Below are 16,646 nucleotides of genomic sequence, written 5' to 3'. Positions count from 1 at the left end.
ACTGGGCTCCCGCCTTCGCGGGAGCACAAGCAGCTAGGCCGGCGCTAACTGGCTAATCAACGCCCCCCGTCGCGCCGGGTTAGCGCTGCGACGCAGCTCGCGCGGTCGATCGTGCTGCCGTCGGGCTCGCGCGCGTCGAGATAGGTGACCGCGGGTTCGCCGGTCCCCTTGGGATAGAGGTAGGCGTCGAGCACGCAGATCGGGCCGGCGAACTGGAGCTTGCGGGCGGTGCCTTCGCGGACGTCCGCGTCGGGCGGGCCGAACAGCTTGGCCAAGCCGGCGGCGTTCTGGCCGATCACGCGCTCCAGCCCGACGATGGTGTAGGGCACCACCGCCGGCCCGGCCGTCACGGGCGGCGGTGCGCCGGTGGTCGCGCATCCCGCCAGCGCCACCAGCGCCGCCGCCGCCACTATCGCCCTCATCACCGTCTCCCGTGGAACAGATGCGTCGCCATCGCCGCACCGATCAGCGGCGCGAGCAGGTTGACGACCGGAACCACGAAGAGCCCCGTGCCGGCAAGCCCCAGTACGAAGCGCTGCACGACGGTCGCCTTGCGCCAGCCCCGTATCGCCGCATCGTCCAGGTGACGCACCGCGACCATGTCGCCGAGGTCGCGGCCGAGCAGCCAACCATTGACCAGGAAGAACGCGATCGCGGTGCCGACGCCGGTGACCAGCAGCGCAACGTAGACCGGGAGCATCAGCAGGTTGACGATCACCAGGCGCGCGGCGGATCGCGCGCCCATCGCCATGCTGCGGCCGATGCCGGTGGGCCGGGCGCTCGCGCGTGTCTGCGGATAGTGGCGCGCCTCGACCGCCTCGACGATCTCGTCCGCGAAGATGCCGACCAGCGCGATCGCCACCGCGCGGAACGACAGCCACAGCGCCAGCAACGTGATGAACAACGCCGCCAGCGCCGCGATGCCGCCTCGCGTGCCGTCGCCGAACCAGCGTGCGGTCGCTGCGTCAATCCCGAACCACAGGGCGACGCCGATGCCCGCGAACAGCGTGACGGTCAGCGCCATCGACTTGGCGAACACCCTGACGAACGCCGGGTCGCCGAGTTGCCGTACCGACAGGAGGAAGGCGCCGATCATCGTCCTCGTCCATGCCGTCCCGCGGGCGGGTGCGTCAACGCGTCGGTTGCGTGGCGCGGATCGCACCGGTAACGCCCGCGCTTTGCCGCTCGACCGAGCGGTCGATCCGGAGAGCCCGCCTTGTCCACGCCCACCTACGACGTCGTCGCGATCGGAAACGCCATCGTCGACATCCTCGCGACCGCGACCGACGACTTCATCACCGAGATCGGGGTGGCGAAGGGATCGATGCAGCTGATGTTCTCGTCCGAGGAGGCCGACGCGCTCTATGCCAAGATGGGCCCGGGCCGCGAAGTGTCGGGCGGGTCTGCGGCGAACACCGTCGCCGGGGTCGCCGCGCTGGGCGGCAAGACCGGGTTCCTGGGGCAGGTCGCGGCGGATCAACTGGGCGACGTTTTCGCGCACGACATCCGCGCCGCGGGGGTTCATTTCGACACCCCGGCGCGCGCCGGCGAGCCGACCACCGGGCGATGCCTGATCTTCGTGACGCCCGACGGGCAGCGGACGATGAACACGTTCCTCGGCGCCGGGCAATTCCTGCCGGCCAGCGCCATCGACCGCGGGATGATCGCCGATGCCGCGATCCTCTATCTCGAAGGTTATCTCTGGGATCCCGAGGAGCCGCGCGCCGCGATGCGTGCCGCGATCGACACCGCGCGGGGTGCTGGACGCAAGGTTGCCTTCACGCTCAGCGACGTGTTCTGCATCTCGCGCCACGGCGACGATTTCCGCCAGCTGATCGCGGACGGATTGATCGACATCCTGTTCGCCAACGAAAGCGAACTCACGGCGCTGGCCGAGACCGACGAGTTCGACGCCGCGCTCGCCAAGATTGCTGCGCAGGTGCCGACGCTCGTCGTCACCCGCGGCGCCGACGGCGCGTGCGCGATCCAGGGCGGCACCCGCGCCACCGTGCCCGCCGAGCCGATCGCCCGCGTGGTCGACACCACCGGGGCCGGCGACCTGTTCGCCTCGGGGTTCCTTCACGGGCAGGCGCAGGGCCGCGACCTGGAGACGTCGCTGAAGCTCGGCGCGATCTGCGCGGCGGAGATCATCAGCCACGTCGGCGCGCGGCCGGTGGTGGATCTGAAGGCGCTGGCCGACCGGTTGGGGTGAGGCGCTGATCCGCGGTCCGCTTGTCGCAGGGCTTCCGCCTTTACCTCCCCCTCCGTCACGCCTTCGGCGTGCCACCTCCTCCTGGCGGGGGAGGAATAACGTTAGATCCTCCCTCGCAAAGCGGGGGAGGGGGACCGCCGCCAAAGGCCGTGGTGGAGGGGGCCTCTCCGCTGGACGCAGCGCTCAATGGCTATCCGTGAGCTACAAAAAAACGGGCCCGGCGAGCGATCGCCGGGCCCGTTTGCATTCACGCCTTCAGCGGATCAGGGCTGCTCGCCAACCGGGGCGACATATTCGCCCATCGCCGGGCCGCCGTCCTGGTCCAGCCCCTTGTGGAGCCGGCTGTTGTGCATGCCGTAGACGAAATAGAGGATGATCGCGGCCAGCGTGTACCAGCCGAAGAACACCAGTACCCGGTTCTCGACGGTAAAGATCAGCGCGATGCACGCGACGATCCCGAGGCCCGGCAGGATCGGGAACAGCGGCACGGTGAAGCCGCGCGGGATGTCCGGGTGCGACCGACGTAGCCAGATCACCGACAGGCACACGATCGCGAACGCCGCTAGGGTGCCGACCGAGGTCATGTCGCCGAGCGTGTTGATGTCGAAGAACGCCGCCGCACAGGCGGTGATCAGGCCGACCAGGATGGTGTTGACCCACGGCGTCTTGAACTTCTTGTGGACCGTCGCGAACACCCGCGGCAGCAGGCCGTCGCGCGCCATCGTGTAGAAGATGCGGGTCTGGCCGTACATCAGCACCAGCACCACCGAGGTCAAGCCGACGATCGCGCCCGCCTTCACTAGCTTGGCGAACCACGCCCATTGCGGGCCAAGCGCGTCCACCGCCACGGCGACCGGATCGGGGACGTTGAGCGTCTTGTAGTTGACGATCAGCGTCATCACGATCGAGACGAGGATGTAGATCAGCGTGCACGCCGCGAGCGAGCCGAGCAGGCCGATCGGCATGTCCTTCTTGGGGTTTTTGGCTTCCTGCCCGGCGGTCGAAACCGCCTCGAAGCCGATATAGGCGAAGAACACGATCGACGCGGCGCGCAGGATCCCGTCCCAGCCGAACTTGCCCTCCTCGCCGGTGGGCGGCGGGATGAACGGGTCCCAGTTGGACTTCAGCGTGTCGATATGCGCGATCACATAACCGCCGCAGATCAGGATGAAGGCGATGATCACGGTGAGCTTCACCGCGACGATGATGTTGTTGACCTTGGCGCTTTCCGACACGCCGACGACCAGCAGCGCTGTCATTGCCATGCAGATCAGGAAGGCGGGCAGGTTGAAGAGATAGGTGATCGGTGCGCCGTTGACGAGCACCGGCGCCATGTCGTTGCCGACCGACTGCATGATGGTGTGGCCGGTCGGGCCGGTCAGCTCGACCGGAATGACGAGACCGAAATCGCGCAGCAGGCTGACGACGTAGCCCGCCCAGCCGACCGCGACGACCGAGGCGGCAAGGCCGTATTCGAGCAGCAGCAGTGCGCCCATGATCCAAGCCGCGAATTCGCCGATCGTGGTGTAGCTGTAGGTATAGGCCGACCCGGACACCGGGAGCGTCGACGATAGCTCGGCATAGCAGAGCCCGGCGAGCGCGCAGACCACGCCCGCGATCAGAAACGAGATCAGCACCGCCGGGCCGGCATGCAGCGACGCGGCACTGCCGGTTCGCACGAAGATGCCCGCGCCGATGATGCAGCCGATGCCGAGGAACACCAGGTTCCAGGCGCCGAGCGTGCGCTTCAATTCGCTGTTTTCGGTTTCGCGCTGCACCTGCTCCACCGTCTTGCGAAGCAGCATGCGCGCGATGAGCCCGCTTGCGGGTCGTGTCGCCATCTAATCTCCCTTGGCCGCGCCCCCGGCGGCCCCTTCTATGCTCGATGCCGCGGAGCCTAGTCCGAAATCGGGGCCGTGCAATCCCTTAAGCGGCAGGCGCCCCGGCGAGCATCGGGCCGAGCGGCTGGCCGGCGAAGAGATGGACGTGGAGGTGCGGGACTTCCTGGCCCCCATGCGGACCGGCGTTGGCGAGCAGGCGGTAGCCGGGCACGACCAGCCCCGCGGCGCGGGCGACGGTGCCGACCGCACGGACGAAGCCTGCGATCTCGACGTCGGAGGCGCGCGCGGAGAAATCGTCCCACGACACGTACGCGCCGCGCGGGATCACCAGAATATGCGTCGGCGCCACCGGCGCGATGTCGTGGAAGGCGATCGCATAGGCATCCTCGTACACCCGCCGCGACGGGATCTCGTCGCGCAGGATCTTCGCGAAGATGTTCTGGTCGTCATAGGGTTCGGTGGCGTCGATCGGCATCGTCTACTCCCTTCCCGCTGGCGGGCGGGGCAGGGGGAGGGCCTGTCCGCTAGCTCCGCGCGTCGGTTTCGCGACATGCCCTCCCCCGACCCCTCCCGCAAGCGGGAGGGGAGAAGGGCGTCAGCGCGCCGCCTTTTCGTCGTGGCCCGACACGCCTTCGCGCCGCTGCAGTTCGGCGCGGACGTCGTCGAGCGACAGGCCGGCATCGGCCAGCAGCACGATCAGGTGGAACATCAGGTCCGCCGCCTCCGGCACGATCGCGCGGTCGTCGTCCGCGCAGGCTGCGATCACCGTCTCCACAGCCTCCTCGCCGAGCTTCTGCGCGATCTTGGCGCGGCCCTTGGCGAACAGGCTGGCGGTGTAGGAACGGTCGCCGTCCGCGCCGCGGCGTGACTGGATCGTCGCTTCGAGGCGGTCGAGGATGTCGTCGGTCATCGTGGCGTGCTGGCGCAGGGCCCGTGCAGGGTCAATGCCGGCGTCACCGCGGCGCCAGCGGCGTGCGCACGACGATCCCCGCTGCCGCCATCGCCGCGTGCGCATCGGCGACGGTCGCCTCGCCGAAATGGAAGATCGACGCCGCCAGCACCGCGCTCGCATGGCCGTCGCGGATGCCGGCGACGAGATCGTCGAGGCCACCGACCCCGCCCGACGCGACCACCGGCACGCTCGTCCGGTCCGCGATCGCGCGGATCAGCGCGAGGTCGTAGCCGCCGCGGGTGCCGTCGCGATCCATCGAGGTGACGAGCAGCTCACCGGCGCCGAGCTCCGCAAGCCGCAGCGCCTGCGCGACCGCGTCGATCCCGGTCGCACGCCGGCCGCCATGGGTGAACACCTCCCAGCCGCCATCGGACTTGCGCGCGTCGATAGATGCGACGCAGCATTGGCTGCCGAAGCGTTCGGCGATGTCGGCAACGACCTCGGGCCGGGTGACCGCGGCGGAGTTGACCGCGACCTTGTCGGCGCCCGCCAGCAACAACGCGCGGGCGTCGTCGGCGGTCCGGACCCCGCCACCCACGGTCAGCGGCATGAAGCACACTGCGGCGGTCCGCCGCACGACGTCGAGGATCGTGCCGCGGTCCTCGTGGCTGGCGGTGATGTCGAGGAAGCAGAGCTCGTCCGCGCCCGCGGCGTCGTAAGCGCGCGCCTGTTCGACCGGATCGCCGGCATCGCGGAGCTCGACGAAGTTGACCCCCTTCACGACACGGCCGTTGGCGACGTCGAGGCAGGGGATGACTCGGGCGCGGACGGTCATGTGGTTGCGTTTCGTGAGAACAAGGTGGGTTCGCGCGGAGACGCGGTGACGCGGAGAGAAGAAGGGGTAGAAAAGGCCGAGCTTTCCCCGGCCGTGTTCCTGCGAACGCAGGAATCCAGGGTCGCCAGCGCTGCTTTCCGCAACCCGGCGCTCCTGCGCGCGCAGGAGCGCCGGAGGCTGGCTTGCGAGACTCCGCTCACGCTGCCGCCGCCACGCTGATCGCCGCCGCCAGGTCGAGCCGCCCGTCGTACAGCGCTCGTCCGGTGATAACGCCTTCGACGCCGTCGCGGACGTGGAGCGCCAGGACGTGGATCTCGGCGATTCCCTTCACCCCGCCCGATGCGATCACCGGGATATCGACCGCGCGAGCGAGGTCGACGGTGGCCTCGACGTTGCAGCCCTTCAGCATCCCGTCGCGGCCGACATCGGTGAACAACAGTGCCGCGACCCCGGCATCCTCGAAGCGGCGCGCCATGTCGACGACCTCGACATCCGACACGTCGGCCCAGCCCCGGGTCGCGACCAGGCCGTCGCGCGCGTCGACCGCAACCACGATGCCGCCGGGAAATTCGGCCGCCATATCGCGCACGAACTGCGGGTCTTCGAGCGCGGCGGTGCCAATCACCACCCGCGAGACGCCCAGATCGAACCAGCGCTCGACATTGGCGCGGCTGCGGATGCCGCCGCCGAGCTGGACATGGCCGGGGAAGCGCTCGACAATCGACTGGACCGCGTCGCCGTTGACCGATTGGCCGGCGAAGGCACCGTCGAGATCGACGACGTGGAGATACCCCGCACCCTGGCCGGCGAACAGCATCGCCTGCGCCGCGGGATCGTCGCCATAGACGGTCGCGCGGTCCATATCGCCCTCGGCCAGGCGCACGACCTGCCCCGCCTTCAGGTCGATCGCGGGAAAGACGATGAGGCTCATCGTTCCTCCCCGGCACGGGGAGGGGGACCGTCGGCGGAGCCGATGGTGGAGGGGGCGTGCCACGACGGGGCGCGCTGGTGGATAGCCCCCTCCACCATGCTGCGCATGGTCTCCCTCCCCGTGCCGGGGAGGATTGCTATGGTCGCCATGACAGGAACCTTTCCAGCAGCGCCAGTCCGTAGCGCTGGCTCTTCTCCGGGTGGAACTGCACCCCGATCAGATTGTCGCGGCCGATCGCCGCGGTGATCGGCCCGGCGTGATCGGTGGTCGCGATGACGTCGGCGCCGTCGAAGGCATAGCTGTGGAGGAAATAGGCTTCTCCCGCGGCGATCAGCGGATGCGGAACGGCGGGGACGACGTCGTTCCAGCCCATGTGCGGCACCTTGGCGTCCATCGTGCCCGGCTCGATCAGGCGGACCCGGCCCGCGATCCAGCCGAGGCCTGCATGCGAGCCCATCTCCTCGCCGACATCGGCCATCAACTGCATGCCGACGCAGATGCCGAGGAACGGCACGCCGTCGCCCCGCACCCGCCGCTCCAGCGCCTCGATCATCCCCGGCACCGCGCGCAATGCCGCCGCACATGCCCCGAATGCGCCGACGCCGGGAAGCACGATCCGGTCGGCACGGAGCACGATGTCTGGGTCGCCGGTGATCGCGACGTCGTCGGCACCCGCGGCGGCGAGCGCGTTGGCGACGGAGTGGAGATTGCCGGCGCCGTAGTCGATCAGAGCGAGAGAGGATTGGGTGGTCATCTATCCTTCCGTTCGTCTCGAGTAGGGATCGAGCTCGTCGAGAGCCCGTATCGAGAGACAGTGCGCCAAGAGAGCACCTCTCGATACGTCGTCTCGACGAGCTCGACGGCTACTCGAGGCGAACGGGTGTGGATGGCGGCAAGACTATCCACCGCTCACAACATGCCCTTGGTCGATGGGATCGCGTCCGCCTTGCGCGGGTCGATCTCCACCGCGGTGCGCAGCGCGCGCGCCAGGCCTTTGAATACGCTTTCGATAATGTGGTGGTTGTTCTTGCCGTGCAGCGTCTCGATGTGGAGCGTGATGCCCGCGGCCTGAGCGAAGCTGTGGAACCAGTGTTCGAACAGCTCGGTATCCATCTCGCCCAGCCGCTTCTGCGAGAATTCGGTCTTCCACACCAGCCAGGGCCGCCCGCTGATGTCGAGCGCGACGCGGGTCAGCGTCTCGTCCATCGGGCTCAGCGCGTCGCCGTACCGGCGAATGCCGCGCTTGTCGGCGAGCGCCTTGGCGACCGCTTCGCCGATTGCGATGCCCGAATCCTCGGTGGTGTGGTGCTGGTCGATGTGGAGATCGCCCGCGACGGTGCAGTCGATGTCGATCAGCGAATGGCGCGACAATTGCTCGATCATGTGATCGAGGAAGCCGATCCCGGTCTCGATACGGTAGATGCCGGTGCCGTCGAGATTGACGGTGACGTCGATCCTGGTCTCGGCGGTGGAGCGGTTGATCGTGGCGATGCGCATGCCGCGCTCATAGCGTGCGATCGCTCGCGTGCAATCTTGACCGACGGGCAAACCCCGCTACCCAAGGGCTCATGACCGATGGCCTGCCCGATAGCCTGATTCCATACGACGAGATCGTCCAGGAAGCATTGCGCGCCGTCGTCGGCCGCGTGCTCAGTTCGGTCGCCGAATCGGGCGGGCTGCCGGGCGACCATCATTTCTACATCACCTTCAAGACCCAGGCGCCCGGCGTCGACATCCCGCAGCGGCTGATCGAGCGCTTTCCGGACGAGATGACGATCGTGATGCAGAACCGCTATTGGGACCTGCTGGTCGACGATGAGCGTTTCTCGGTCGGGCTGAGCTTCAACCAGGTGCCGTCGAAGCTGGTCATCCCCTATTCGGCGATCACCGGCTTCCACGATCCTGCGGTCAATTTCGAGCTGCGCTTCCAGGCGCAGGAGGGGCCGGACGACGGCCCCGAACCGCACGACGCGGCGGAGAACGACGGCCCGGCGGTGACCCCGGTCGAGGACGGGTCGAACGTCGTCGCGGTGGATTTCAAGCGGAAGAAGTAGGGCGGCGCGGCGACGGCGGCAGCTCTACCGTACGTCATCCCGGCGAACGCCGGGACCCATGATAGCGGTGAGCTCGACGGCTGCGCGCCAACGCTTGCTCCGCGCCTCCATGGGTCCCGGCGTTCGCCGGGATGACGATGGTTGGGGTAATTAAACGTGGGTCGAGCACTTCCTCTCCGCGTCCTCTGCATCTCCGCGCGAACACTCTTCTCCGCTTCGACCATGGATCGAACCCGCGCGAGCGCTATTGTCCTCGGATGACCGACACCCGCACCGAAACCGATTCCCTGGGCCCGATCGAGGTTCCCGCCGCTGCCTATTGGGGCGCACAGACCGAGCGGAGCATCCAGAACTTTCCGTTCGGCGATCGCGAGCACATGCCGATCGGTATCGTTCATGCACTCGCGATCGTGAAGCAGGCAGCGGCGCGGGTGAACCGCAAGCATGGGCTTGCCGCCGACAAGGCCGACGCGATCGAGGCGGCCGCCGCGGAGATCGTGGCGGGGAAGCTCGACGACCAGTTCCCGCTGGTCATCTGGCAGACCGGCAGCGGCACGCAATCGAACATGAACGTCAACGAGGTTATCGCCGGGCGCGCCAACGAGATGCTCGGCGGCACCCGCGGCGGCAAGGCGCCCGTCCATCCCAACGACGACGTCAACATGGCGCAGTCGTCGAACGACAGCTTCCCGACCGCGCTGCACATCGCGGCGTCGCTCGCGGTCAGCCAGCGGCTGTTCCCCGCGCTCGACTGGCTGCATGCGGCAGTCGAGGCGAAGGCGAGGGCGTGGGCCGACATCGTCAAGATCGGCCGCACCCACTTGCAGGACGCGACGCCACTGACGCTGGGGCAGGAATTCTCCGGTTATGCGAACCAGCTCTACCGGTGCAAGCGCCGGATCGAGCCGGCGGTCAGCCACGGCACCGATCGGCTCGCGCAGGGCGGAACCGCGGTCGGCACCGGGCTGAATGCGCCTAAAGGGTTCGCCGAGGATTTCTGCGCCGCGGCGCGGGAGATCACCGGCCACCCGTTTCACCCGGCGGAGAACAGCTTCGAGGCGCTCGCGTCGAACGATCCGTTGGTTCACCTGTCGGGCACGCTCAACACGCTCGCGGTCGCGCTGACCAAGATCGCCAACGACATCCGCCTGCTCGGCAGCGGTCCGCGCTGCGGGCTCGGCGAGCTCGATCTGCCCGCCAACGAACCCGGCAGCTCGATCATGCCCGGCAAGGTCAACCCGACCCAGGCCGAGATGCTGACGATGGTCGCGGCGCAGGTGATGGGCAATCACCTCGCGATCACGGTCGGCGGGATGCAGGGGCATCTGGAACTCAACGTGTTCAAGCCGCTGATCGGCGCGAACGTGCTGCGCTCGATCGACCTGCTCGGCGTCGCGATGCAAAGCTTCGCCGAGCGGTGCGTCGACGGGCTCGAGCCCAATCGCGTTCGCATCGCCGAGTTGCTCGACCGGTCGCTGATGCTCGTCACCGCGCTCGCGCCCGAGATCGGCTACGATCATGCCGCGACGATCGCGAAGCATGCGCATGCGGAAGGGATGACGCTGAAGGAGGCGGGTCTGGCACTTGGGCTGGTCGATGCGGAGACGTTCGATCGGGTGGTACGGCCGGAGGCGATGCTCGGCGGCTAGTCAAAAGGAACTATGCTGTCGCTTTCCGGTTCTTCGCGCATCCGCTTCGGCGATCGTCACGGGAGTATGAGTATGTTTTCACGTATCGTAGGGGCGTTGGTCGGGCGCGAGATCGATCGGCGCGACGGTTCGGGCGGCATGAAGGGCGCGGCGATCGGCGCGCTCGCGGTCGGCGCGCTGCGGCGGATGGGTCCGCTCGGCATGATCCTCGGTGGCGGTTACGTCGCGAAGAAGGCGTACGACCGGCGCCGTGCGACGCGCGACGGAGGCCCGGTCGCCTGATCGCGGCTTGACCTTGCGGGCACCGTCGCGCCACTAGCGCGCATGGACGCCGACCCCGAGCCTATCCGCGATGCGGCCGACCCGCACCATTTTCGCCGCCGCGGCGTATTGTTCGTGCTGTCGTCGCCATCGGGAGCCGGGAAGTCGACGATCGCGCGCAAGTTGCTCGCCGACGAGCCCGAACTCGGCATGTCGGTGTCGGCGACGACCCGGCCGATGCGGCCCGGCGAGATCGACGGCCGCGACTATCATTTCGTCGACCTCGAAGAATTCCGCCGCATGGTGGCGGACGACGAGTTCCTCGAGTGGGCGCACGTCTTCGGGCAGCGCTACGGCACACCGCGCGCGCAGATCGAAACGATGCTCGCCGCCGGCAAGGACGTGCTGTTCGACATCGACTGGCAGGGCGCGCAGCAGCTGTTTCAGATCGCGGGCGGGGACGTCGTCCGGGTGTTCATCTTCCCGCCCTCGATGGAGGAACTCCACCGCCGGCTGACGAGCCGCGGCACCGATGCCGCCGAGGTGATCGACGCGCGGATGGCGCGCGCGGCGAACGAGGTGAGCCACTGGGACGGTTATGATTATGTCTTGGTCAACGACGATGTCGACGCGTGTTTCGCGGGCGTGAAAACGATCCTTGCGGCCGAGCGGCTGAAGCGGTCGCGGCAAACCGGGTTGATCGGGTTCATCAGGAAACTGACGCGGTAGGGACGCCGTTCCTCGCTCGTTCTAGCGGCGGGACGTCAACGTAGCGTCTCCAGAAACCGGACCGCTGCGTCATAGTCCGTCCGTTTCGCGGCGAGCGCCTGCACGGCCAGCGTGTCGTTGCCCCAATGCTCCTCCTGCCAATCCTCGTCGACGTGTGCGGTCGACCAGACCACGTCGGGCGTCATCGCGCGTTCGATCAGCGCCAGCGCGAGCACCAGCGAGCCGGTGATCGTCACCACCGGCGAGAGCGCGGCAAGCTCGAACGGCGCGAGCGCGCCCACCGCATCGCCCAGCCGGGTGACGGTCGCGGCGGGCTGATCGATATGCATGATCCCGCGGGTGACCGCGAAATGCACATCGTAGCGGGTTCGCGCCCAGTCGAGCGGCGGGTCCCACGCCTCCGCCTGGCGCGCGACCAGTTCGGCGGGAGTATCGGCGCGGTAGCAGAGCAGGTCGCTCCCGGCGTAGCGCGCGAGATCGGCCGCGAAACGCTCCGGGTCGGGACCGATGCGGTCGATCGCGGCGTTGGCGAGCCCGGTCAGCGGCATCGCACGGGGATCGACCTCGCCCTCCACCCCGCGCCATTCCGCCGCCACTGCCTCGGCAAGCGCGGCGGTCGGCAGGATCAGTGGGGTGCGGTCCGGGGTCCGCACCGGCCGTGCATCGAGCGAGATCCCGCCGGTGTCGTCGACCGCGACGGCCGTCCAGAACCGCTTCACGGCAGCGGGCTTCGCCAGCGGCGCGCCAGTGCGCGCGGGACAGTGGCGATCATCAGCAACGCCGACAGCACGATCGCGAAGCCGAGGATCTTGGTCGGCAGGTCGGTGGCGCGGGCAAGCAGCATCAACCCCAGGATCGCGCCCGCGACGCCCGCGATCCGGACCCCGATCATCATGAAGTAGCGCGTCCGCGCGCGCGCATCCTGGTCGGTCATGCGGCCTCCATCATCAGCCCGGGCAGGTCGGCGACCACCGTCGCGATGCAATCGGCGCCCGCGAACGTCAACTCGCCGATCGCGTGATAGCCCCATGCCACGCCGATCGCGCGCGCACCCGCCGCACGCGCCATCGCCATGTCGAAGCTGGTGTCGCCGATCATCACCGTGGTCGCGGGTACCGCGCCCGCCTCCGCCATCGCCGCCGCAAGCATCGCGGGGTGCGGCTTGGACGGGTGCCGGTCGGCGGTCTGCAACGTCACGAAGGTGTCGGTCAGGCCGTGGGCGGCGAGCACATGCGCGAGCCCGCGGTCGCTCTTGCCGGTCGCGACGCCGAGCACCCAGCCGGCGGCGGCGAGATCCGCGAGCACGCGATCGATGCCGACGAACAACGGCTCGTCCTGCAACGCGCCGCTGATCCGCATCGCGCCGTAAGCGTCCTTGTAATCCTGCGCCAGGCGGCGGTGGACCGGGTCGTCGGCATCGGGCAGCAACATCCGCATCGCCTCGACCAAGCTCAGGCCGACGATGCGCCGGATCGCGGCGCGCGGCGGCGGCGGCATGCCCACGCCTCCGAACGCGGCTTCGCAGGCGACGCAGATGTTCGCCTGACTATCGACCAGCGTCCCGTCGCAGTCGAACACCGCCAGACGCGCAGGATCCTGTGCCACGGCCTCAGCCCCGGCCGCTACCGCGCCCGCTTCCGCCTGGCTTGGGCCCACGCGGACCCGGCTTCGGCGGCCTTCCCGGCGAGGCGGGGCGCGCGGGAGCGTCGTCCGCGCCGCGCCCGCGCCGTTCGCCGCGGCGTTCCTTGCGGACCGATTTAGCATGTGCCCGGGCGCGGGTCTTGAGCTGTTCCCTGCTGGGCGGGCTCTTCTCGTCGAGAACCAGCGCGTCCCCGAGCTTTTCGTCGAAGCCGAGCTGCGTCAGGCTCTCGGCGAAGTGGGTGGGCAGCGGCGCGGTGACGTCGATCGCGCCGCCATCGGGGTGATCGACCTTGATGCGCCGGGCATGGAGGTGCATCTTGCGGCTGATCCCGCCGGTCAGGAACGCGGCGGCGCCGCCATATTTGCCGTCGCCGACGATCGGGTGGCCGATCGCGGCCATATGCACGCGCAGCTGGTGGGTTCGTCCGGTGAAGGGCTGCAGCTCGACCCAGGCGGCGCGGTTGCCGGCATGTTCGATGACGCGGTAGCGGGTGCGCGCGGGCGCGCCCTCCGCTTCGTCGACGTGCATCTTCTCGCCGCCGGTGCCGGGCTGCTTAGCGATCGGCAGCTCGATCATGCCGTCCTCGATCGAGGGCACGTCGACCACCAGCGCCCAATAGACTTTGCGCGCGGTCCGCCCCGAAAATGCCTTGGCGAAGAACGCCGCGGCACGGCTGGTGCGTGCGACCAGCAGCGCCCCCGAGGTATCCTTGTCGAGCCGGTGGACCAGCTTCGGCCGGCCTTCATTGTCGTATTGCAGGGCGTCGAGCAGCCCGTCGACGTGACGGTCGGTCTTGGTGCCGCCCTGGGTCGCGAGGCCCGGCGGCTTGTTGAGCACGAAGGCCTGGAAATCCTGGTGGATCACCATTTCCTGCGCGAAGGCGGTCTCGTCATCGGACAGGATCACCCGTTCGCGCTCGCGCTTCGGCTTGTCGTCGACCCGCGCGGGTTCGGCAGGGGGCACGCGCAAGACTTGCCCCGCCTTGATCCGGTCGCCCGGGGTCGCGCGCGCACCGTCGACCCGCAACTGCCCGGTGCGCGCCCACATCGCGACCGTAGTGAAGCTGGTGTCGGGCAGATGCCGTTTGAACCAGCGATCGAGCCGGATGTCGTCGTCGTCGAAACCGACGCTGAATTCGCGCACGGTGGCGCTCTGGCTGTCGCCCTTGCCCGCGGTCATGCGACGCTCCGGGCGAGCGTCAGCCCTGCGAACAGCGCCAGCGCGGCGCCGAAAACCGACGCCAGCGCATAGCCGATCGCGGTCGCCGCGGCGCCGCTTTCGACCAGCGTCACCAGATCGAGCGAAAAGGCGGAGAAGGTGGTGAACCCGCCGAGCACCCCGACCCCGACGAACAGGCGCCAGTCGTCGCTGGCCCCGGTCCGCGCGAGGGTGCCGACGAGGAGCCCCATCAGCAGCCCGCCGGCCAGGTTCACAGCAAGCGTGCCATAGGGGAAATCCGGCCCCAGCCATGCGAGCATCGCACGGCCGGTCAGGAAGCGGGCGCCGGATCCGAGCGCGCCACCGATCATGACGAGAAGAAGTTGCATTGCCGGGCTCCTAGCGCGTTTCGCGGCCAACGCGAAGCATCGCCTGCGCGGACAGGCTTGCGCGGTGCGCGGGCACGCGCCATCTTTACCGGATATGTTGAACCTCGCCTCTATCCTGTTCGGCCTCGTCACCCTGGTGCTCGGCCTCGTCGCCTTCGTTCCGCTGCTTGGGTGGATGAACTGGCTCGTCATCCCGATCGGCATCGTCGGCGCCGCGCTCGGTGCGATGTCATCGAGCAACACCGGGCGGAACCTGAACCTGGTGCTGATCGTGATCTTCGCGATCCGGCTGAGTTTGGGCGGCGGGATCATCTGATCGGCGGCGTTTACCTGTACTGCGCCTGATCGTGCTCCCGCCAAGGCGAGACCTCTGCGAAAGTCGCCGGATTCGCCAAATCCTTTCGTCACCCCGGACTCGTTCCGGGTCCACCGTCATGCTAAATCAATGGCTTATGCCCGTGCGGAACAGTAGATCCCGGAACAAGGCTCTCCTGAGCGAAGTCGAAGGGTCCGGGATGACGGAGTGGGTTTTGCAGTGGTCTCGCGACGGCGGGAACCCAGTATTGGGTTCCCGCCTTCGCGGGGACACTGGGTAGAGTACGCCCCCTTTACACTCCGCGCGCTCTCCCCCTACCCCGGCGTAAAGGGGAGAGCGGCCATGAGCATGTTCCGGCGCAAGATCATCACCGAACAGCCTGCCGAGCAGCAGCTCGCGCGAACCTTGTCGTGGCCGCATCTGGTCGCGCTCGGGGTCGGGGCGATCGTCGGCACCGGCATCCTGACGCTGATCGGGGTCGGCGCCGACCGGGCGGGGCCGGCGGTGATCCTGTCGTTCGTGATCGCGGGTGCGATCTGCGCGTGCGCGGCGCTCTGCTATGCCGAGATGGCGACGATGATCCCCGCCTCGGGATCGGCCTATACCTATAGCTATGCAGTGCTGGGCGAGATCATCGCCTGGGTGGTCGGCTGGTCGCTGATCCTCGAATATTCGCTGGTGGTATCGACCGTCGCGGTCGGTTGGTCGGGCTATGCGGTCGGGTTCCTGAAGGGGCTCGGCATCGTGGTGCCGCCGGCGCTCGCCAACGGGCCGGCGCTCGGCGGGGTGGTCAACCTGCCCGCGGTGGCGATCATCGCGATCGTCGCGGGGCTGCTGACACTCGGCACCCGCGAGAGCGCGCGAATCAACATGGCGCTGGTGCTGCTGAAGATCGCGACGCTGGCGCTGTTCGTCGCGGTGGCGCTGCCGCATTTCGATGCCGCCAACCTGACGCCGTTCGCGCCTTATGGCTATGGCAGCACCGCCGCCGCGGGCGGGGTGAAGTACGGCGTGATGGGCGCCGCGGCGATCATCTTCTTCGCCTTCTACGGCTTCGATGCGATCTCGACCGCGGCGGAGGAGACCAAGCGGCCCGAGCGTGACCTGGCGATCGGGATCGTGGGGTCGATGCTGGCGTGCACGGTGATCTACATGGTCGTCGCCGCGACTGCGGTGGGGGCGATGTCGTTCACGCGCTTCGCCAAGAGCCCGGAGCCGCTGGCGCTGATCCTGCGCGAGATCGGCAGCCCCGGCATCGCCACGATCGTCGCCGCCGCCGCCGCGATCGCGCTGCCGACCGTGCTGCTGGCGTTCCTTTACGGCCAGAGCCGGATCTTCCTGGTGATGGCGCGCGACGGGTTCCTGCCTGTCGGGCTCGCCAAGATCTCCGCGCGGGGCACGCCGGTTCGGATCACGCTGCTGACCGCGATATTCGTTGCCGTCATCGCAGGCGTGGCGCCGCTCGACACCATCGCCAGCCTCGCCAATGCCGGCACCCTGTGCGCGTTCATCGCGGTGGCGGCGTGCGTGCTGGTGCTGCGACGCCGCGATCCGGCGGCGGCGCGGCCGTTCCGCACGCCGATCGCGTGGGTGGTGGCGCCGGCGGCGATCCTCGGCTGCGTGTACCTGTTCTTCAGCCTGCAGGCGGTGACCCAGCTGTGGTTCCTGGGATGGAACGGCGTCGGGCTGGTGGTGTACTTCGCCTATGGGCGGCGGCGGGCAGTGGCGACTTGACGG

General features: G+C 68.6%; 21 protein-coding genes. 7 read left to right on the top strand and 14 right to left on the bottom strand.

All coding sequences use genetic code 11. The annotated features are described in order from the left end of the window. Positions 1-56 precede the first annotated feature (56 nt). The gene (locus tag ACT009_RS07060; protein ID WP_445193628.1) at positions 57-422 is read right to left on the bottom strand and encodes a hypothetical protein; all 366 of its coding nucleotides are present in this window, start codon (positions 420-422) and stop codon (positions 57-59) included. Next, positions 422-1,096: an EI24 domain-containing protein gene (locus ACT009_RS07055; RefSeq protein WP_445193627.1), complete on the bottom strand. Its 675-nt coding sequence runs from the start codon at positions 1,094-1,096 to the stop codon at positions 422-424. Before ACT009_RS07055 ends, ACT009_RS07060 begins: the two co-directional genes overlap by 1 nt. Positions 1,097-1,216: 120 nt before the next feature. On the opposite strand from ACT009_RS07055, the gene ACT009_RS07050 reads away from it, so the two are divergent. Continuing rightward, positions 1,217-2,212: an adenosine kinase gene (locus ACT009_RS07050; protein ID WP_445193626.1), complete on the top strand. Its 996-nt coding sequence runs from the start codon at positions 1,217-1,219 to the stop codon at positions 2,210-2,212. Positions 2,213-2,475: 263 nt separating this feature from the next. On the opposite strand, the gene ACT009_RS07045 is transcribed toward ACT009_RS07050, so the two are convergent. The 7 genes from ACT009_RS07045 to hisB form a co-directional block, all read right to left on the bottom strand. After that, positions 2,476-4,053 (bottom strand): amino acid permease, encoded by a 1,578-nt coding sequence (locus tag ACT009_RS07045; RefSeq protein ID WP_445193625.1) that lies wholly within the window; start codon positions 4,051-4,053, stop codon positions 2,476-2,478. Positions 4,054-4,138: 85 nt separating this feature from the next. Next, a complete protein-coding gene (locus ACT009_RS07040) occupies positions 4,139-4,528 on the bottom strand; it encodes an HIT domain-containing protein (RefSeq protein WP_445193624.1) in 390 nt (129 codons plus the stop codon). A 120-nt stretch (positions 4,529-4,648) separates the two neighbouring features. Beyond that, a complete protein-coding gene (locus ACT009_RS07035) occupies positions 4,649-4,963 on the bottom strand; it encodes a phosphoribosyl-ATP diphosphatase (protein WP_445193623.1) in 315 nt (104 codons plus the stop codon). Positions 4,964-5,006: 43 nt separating this feature from the next. Further along, positions 5,007-5,780: an imidazole glycerol phosphate synthase subunit HisF gene (gene hisF, locus ACT009_RS07030; protein WP_445193622.1), complete on the bottom strand. Its 774-nt coding sequence runs from the start codon at positions 5,778-5,780 to the stop codon at positions 5,007-5,009. Positions 5,781-5,976: 196 nt separating this feature from the next. Next, positions 5,977-6,711, bottom strand: coding sequence for a 1-(5-phosphoribosyl)-5-[(5-phosphoribosylamino)methylideneamino]imidazole-4-carboxamide isomerase (gene hisA / locus ACT009_RS07025; protein ID WP_445193621.1), 735 nt, complete (start codon positions 6,709-6,711; stop codon positions 5,977-5,979). 136 nt (positions 6,712-6,847) lie between these two features. Continuing rightward, a complete protein-coding gene (gene hisH, locus ACT009_RS07020; protein ID WP_445193620.1) occupies positions 6,848-7,465 on the bottom strand; it encodes an imidazole glycerol phosphate synthase subunit HisH in 618 nt (205 codons plus the stop codon). Between the two features lie 155 nt (positions 7,466-7,620). After that, positions 7,621-8,208 carry an imidazoleglycerol-phosphate dehydratase HisB gene (gene hisB / locus ACT009_RS07015; RefSeq protein WP_445193619.1) on the bottom strand — a complete coding sequence of 196 codons (588 nt, stop codon included), beginning with the start codon at positions 8,206-8,208 and terminating at the stop codon, positions 7,621-7,623. A 71-nt stretch (positions 8,209-8,279) separates the two neighbouring features. On the opposite strand from hisB, the gene ACT009_RS07010 reads away from it, so the two are divergent. The 4 genes from ACT009_RS07010 to gmk all read left to right on the top strand — a co-directional run bounded on the left by ACT009_RS07010 (position 8,280) and on the right by gmk (position 11,404). Beyond that, a complete protein-coding gene (locus ACT009_RS07010; protein WP_445193618.1) occupies positions 8,280-8,765 on the top strand; it encodes an SspB family protein in 486 nt (161 codons plus the stop codon). 257 nt (positions 8,766-9,022) lie between these two features. Continuing rightward, complete coding sequence (gene fumC / locus ACT009_RS07005) at positions 9,023-10,414, top strand: class II fumarate hydratase (protein ID WP_445193617.1); 1,392 nt, start codon at positions 9,023-9,025, stop codon at positions 10,412-10,414. A gap of 72 nt (positions 10,415-10,486) precedes the next feature. After that, entirely contained in the window at positions 10,487-10,696 is a 210-nt protein-coding gene (locus tag ACT009_RS07000; RefSeq protein ID WP_445193616.1) for a hypothetical protein, read from the top strand. 42 nt (positions 10,697-10,738) lie between these two features. Continuing rightward, on the top strand, positions 10,739-11,404 hold the full coding sequence (gmk, locus tag ACT009_RS06995) for a guanylate kinase (protein WP_445193615.1): 666 nt from the start codon (positions 10,739-10,741) through the stop codon (positions 11,402-11,404). Positions 11,405-11,439: 35 nt separating this feature from the next. On the opposite strand, the gene ACT009_RS06990 is transcribed toward gmk, so the two are convergent. The 5 genes from ACT009_RS06990 to crcB are packed head-to-tail and all read right to left on the bottom strand — an operon-like array spanning position 11,440 to position 14,593. Next, on the bottom strand, positions 11,440-12,123 hold the full coding sequence (locus ACT009_RS06990) for an ATP12 family chaperone protein (protein ID WP_445193614.1): 684 nt from the start codon (positions 12,121-12,123) through the stop codon (positions 11,440-11,442). Further along, the gene (locus ACT009_RS06985) at positions 12,120-12,338 is read right to left on the bottom strand and encodes a hypothetical protein (protein ID WP_445193613.1); all 219 of its coding nucleotides are present in this window, start codon (positions 12,336-12,338) and stop codon (positions 12,120-12,122) included. Before ACT009_RS06985 ends, ACT009_RS06990 begins: the two co-directional genes overlap by 4 nt. Further along, positions 12,335-13,009 carry an HAD-IA family hydrolase gene (locus ACT009_RS06980; RefSeq protein ID WP_445193612.1) on the bottom strand — a complete coding sequence of 225 codons (675 nt, stop codon included), beginning with the start codon at positions 13,007-13,009 and terminating at the stop codon, positions 12,335-12,337. Before ACT009_RS06980 ends, ACT009_RS06985 begins: the two co-directional genes overlap by 4 nt. 4 nt (positions 13,010-13,013) lie before the next feature. Next, entirely contained in the window at positions 13,014-14,225 is a 1,212-nt protein-coding gene (locus ACT009_RS06975; protein WP_445193611.1) for an RluA family pseudouridine synthase, read from the bottom strand. After that, positions 14,222-14,593, bottom strand: coding sequence for a fluoride efflux transporter CrcB (crcB, locus tag ACT009_RS06970; protein ID WP_445193610.1), 372 nt, complete (start codon positions 14,591-14,593; stop codon positions 14,222-14,224). Before crcB ends, ACT009_RS06975 begins: the two co-directional genes overlap by 4 nt. A gap of 94 nt (positions 14,594-14,687) precedes the next feature. Here crcB and ACT009_RS06965 point away from each other — a divergent pair, with 94 nt between their 5' ends. Continuing rightward, entirely contained in the window at positions 14,688-14,909 is a 222-nt protein-coding gene (locus ACT009_RS06965; protein WP_445193609.1) for a hypothetical protein, read from the top strand. Positions 14,910-15,251: 342 nt separating this feature from the next. Then, positions 15,252-16,643 carry an amino acid permease gene (locus ACT009_RS06960; protein WP_445193608.1) on the top strand — a complete coding sequence of 464 codons (1,392 nt, stop codon included), beginning with the start codon at positions 15,252-15,254 and terminating at the stop codon, positions 16,641-16,643. Positions 16,644-16,646: the final 3 nt, after the last annotated feature.

It is taken from the genome of Sphingomonas sp. Tas61C01 (assembly GCF_052567495.1).
The sequence above is the reverse complement of the archived record's forward strand: the minus strand, read 5'-3'. Positions and strand labels throughout refer to the sequence as shown.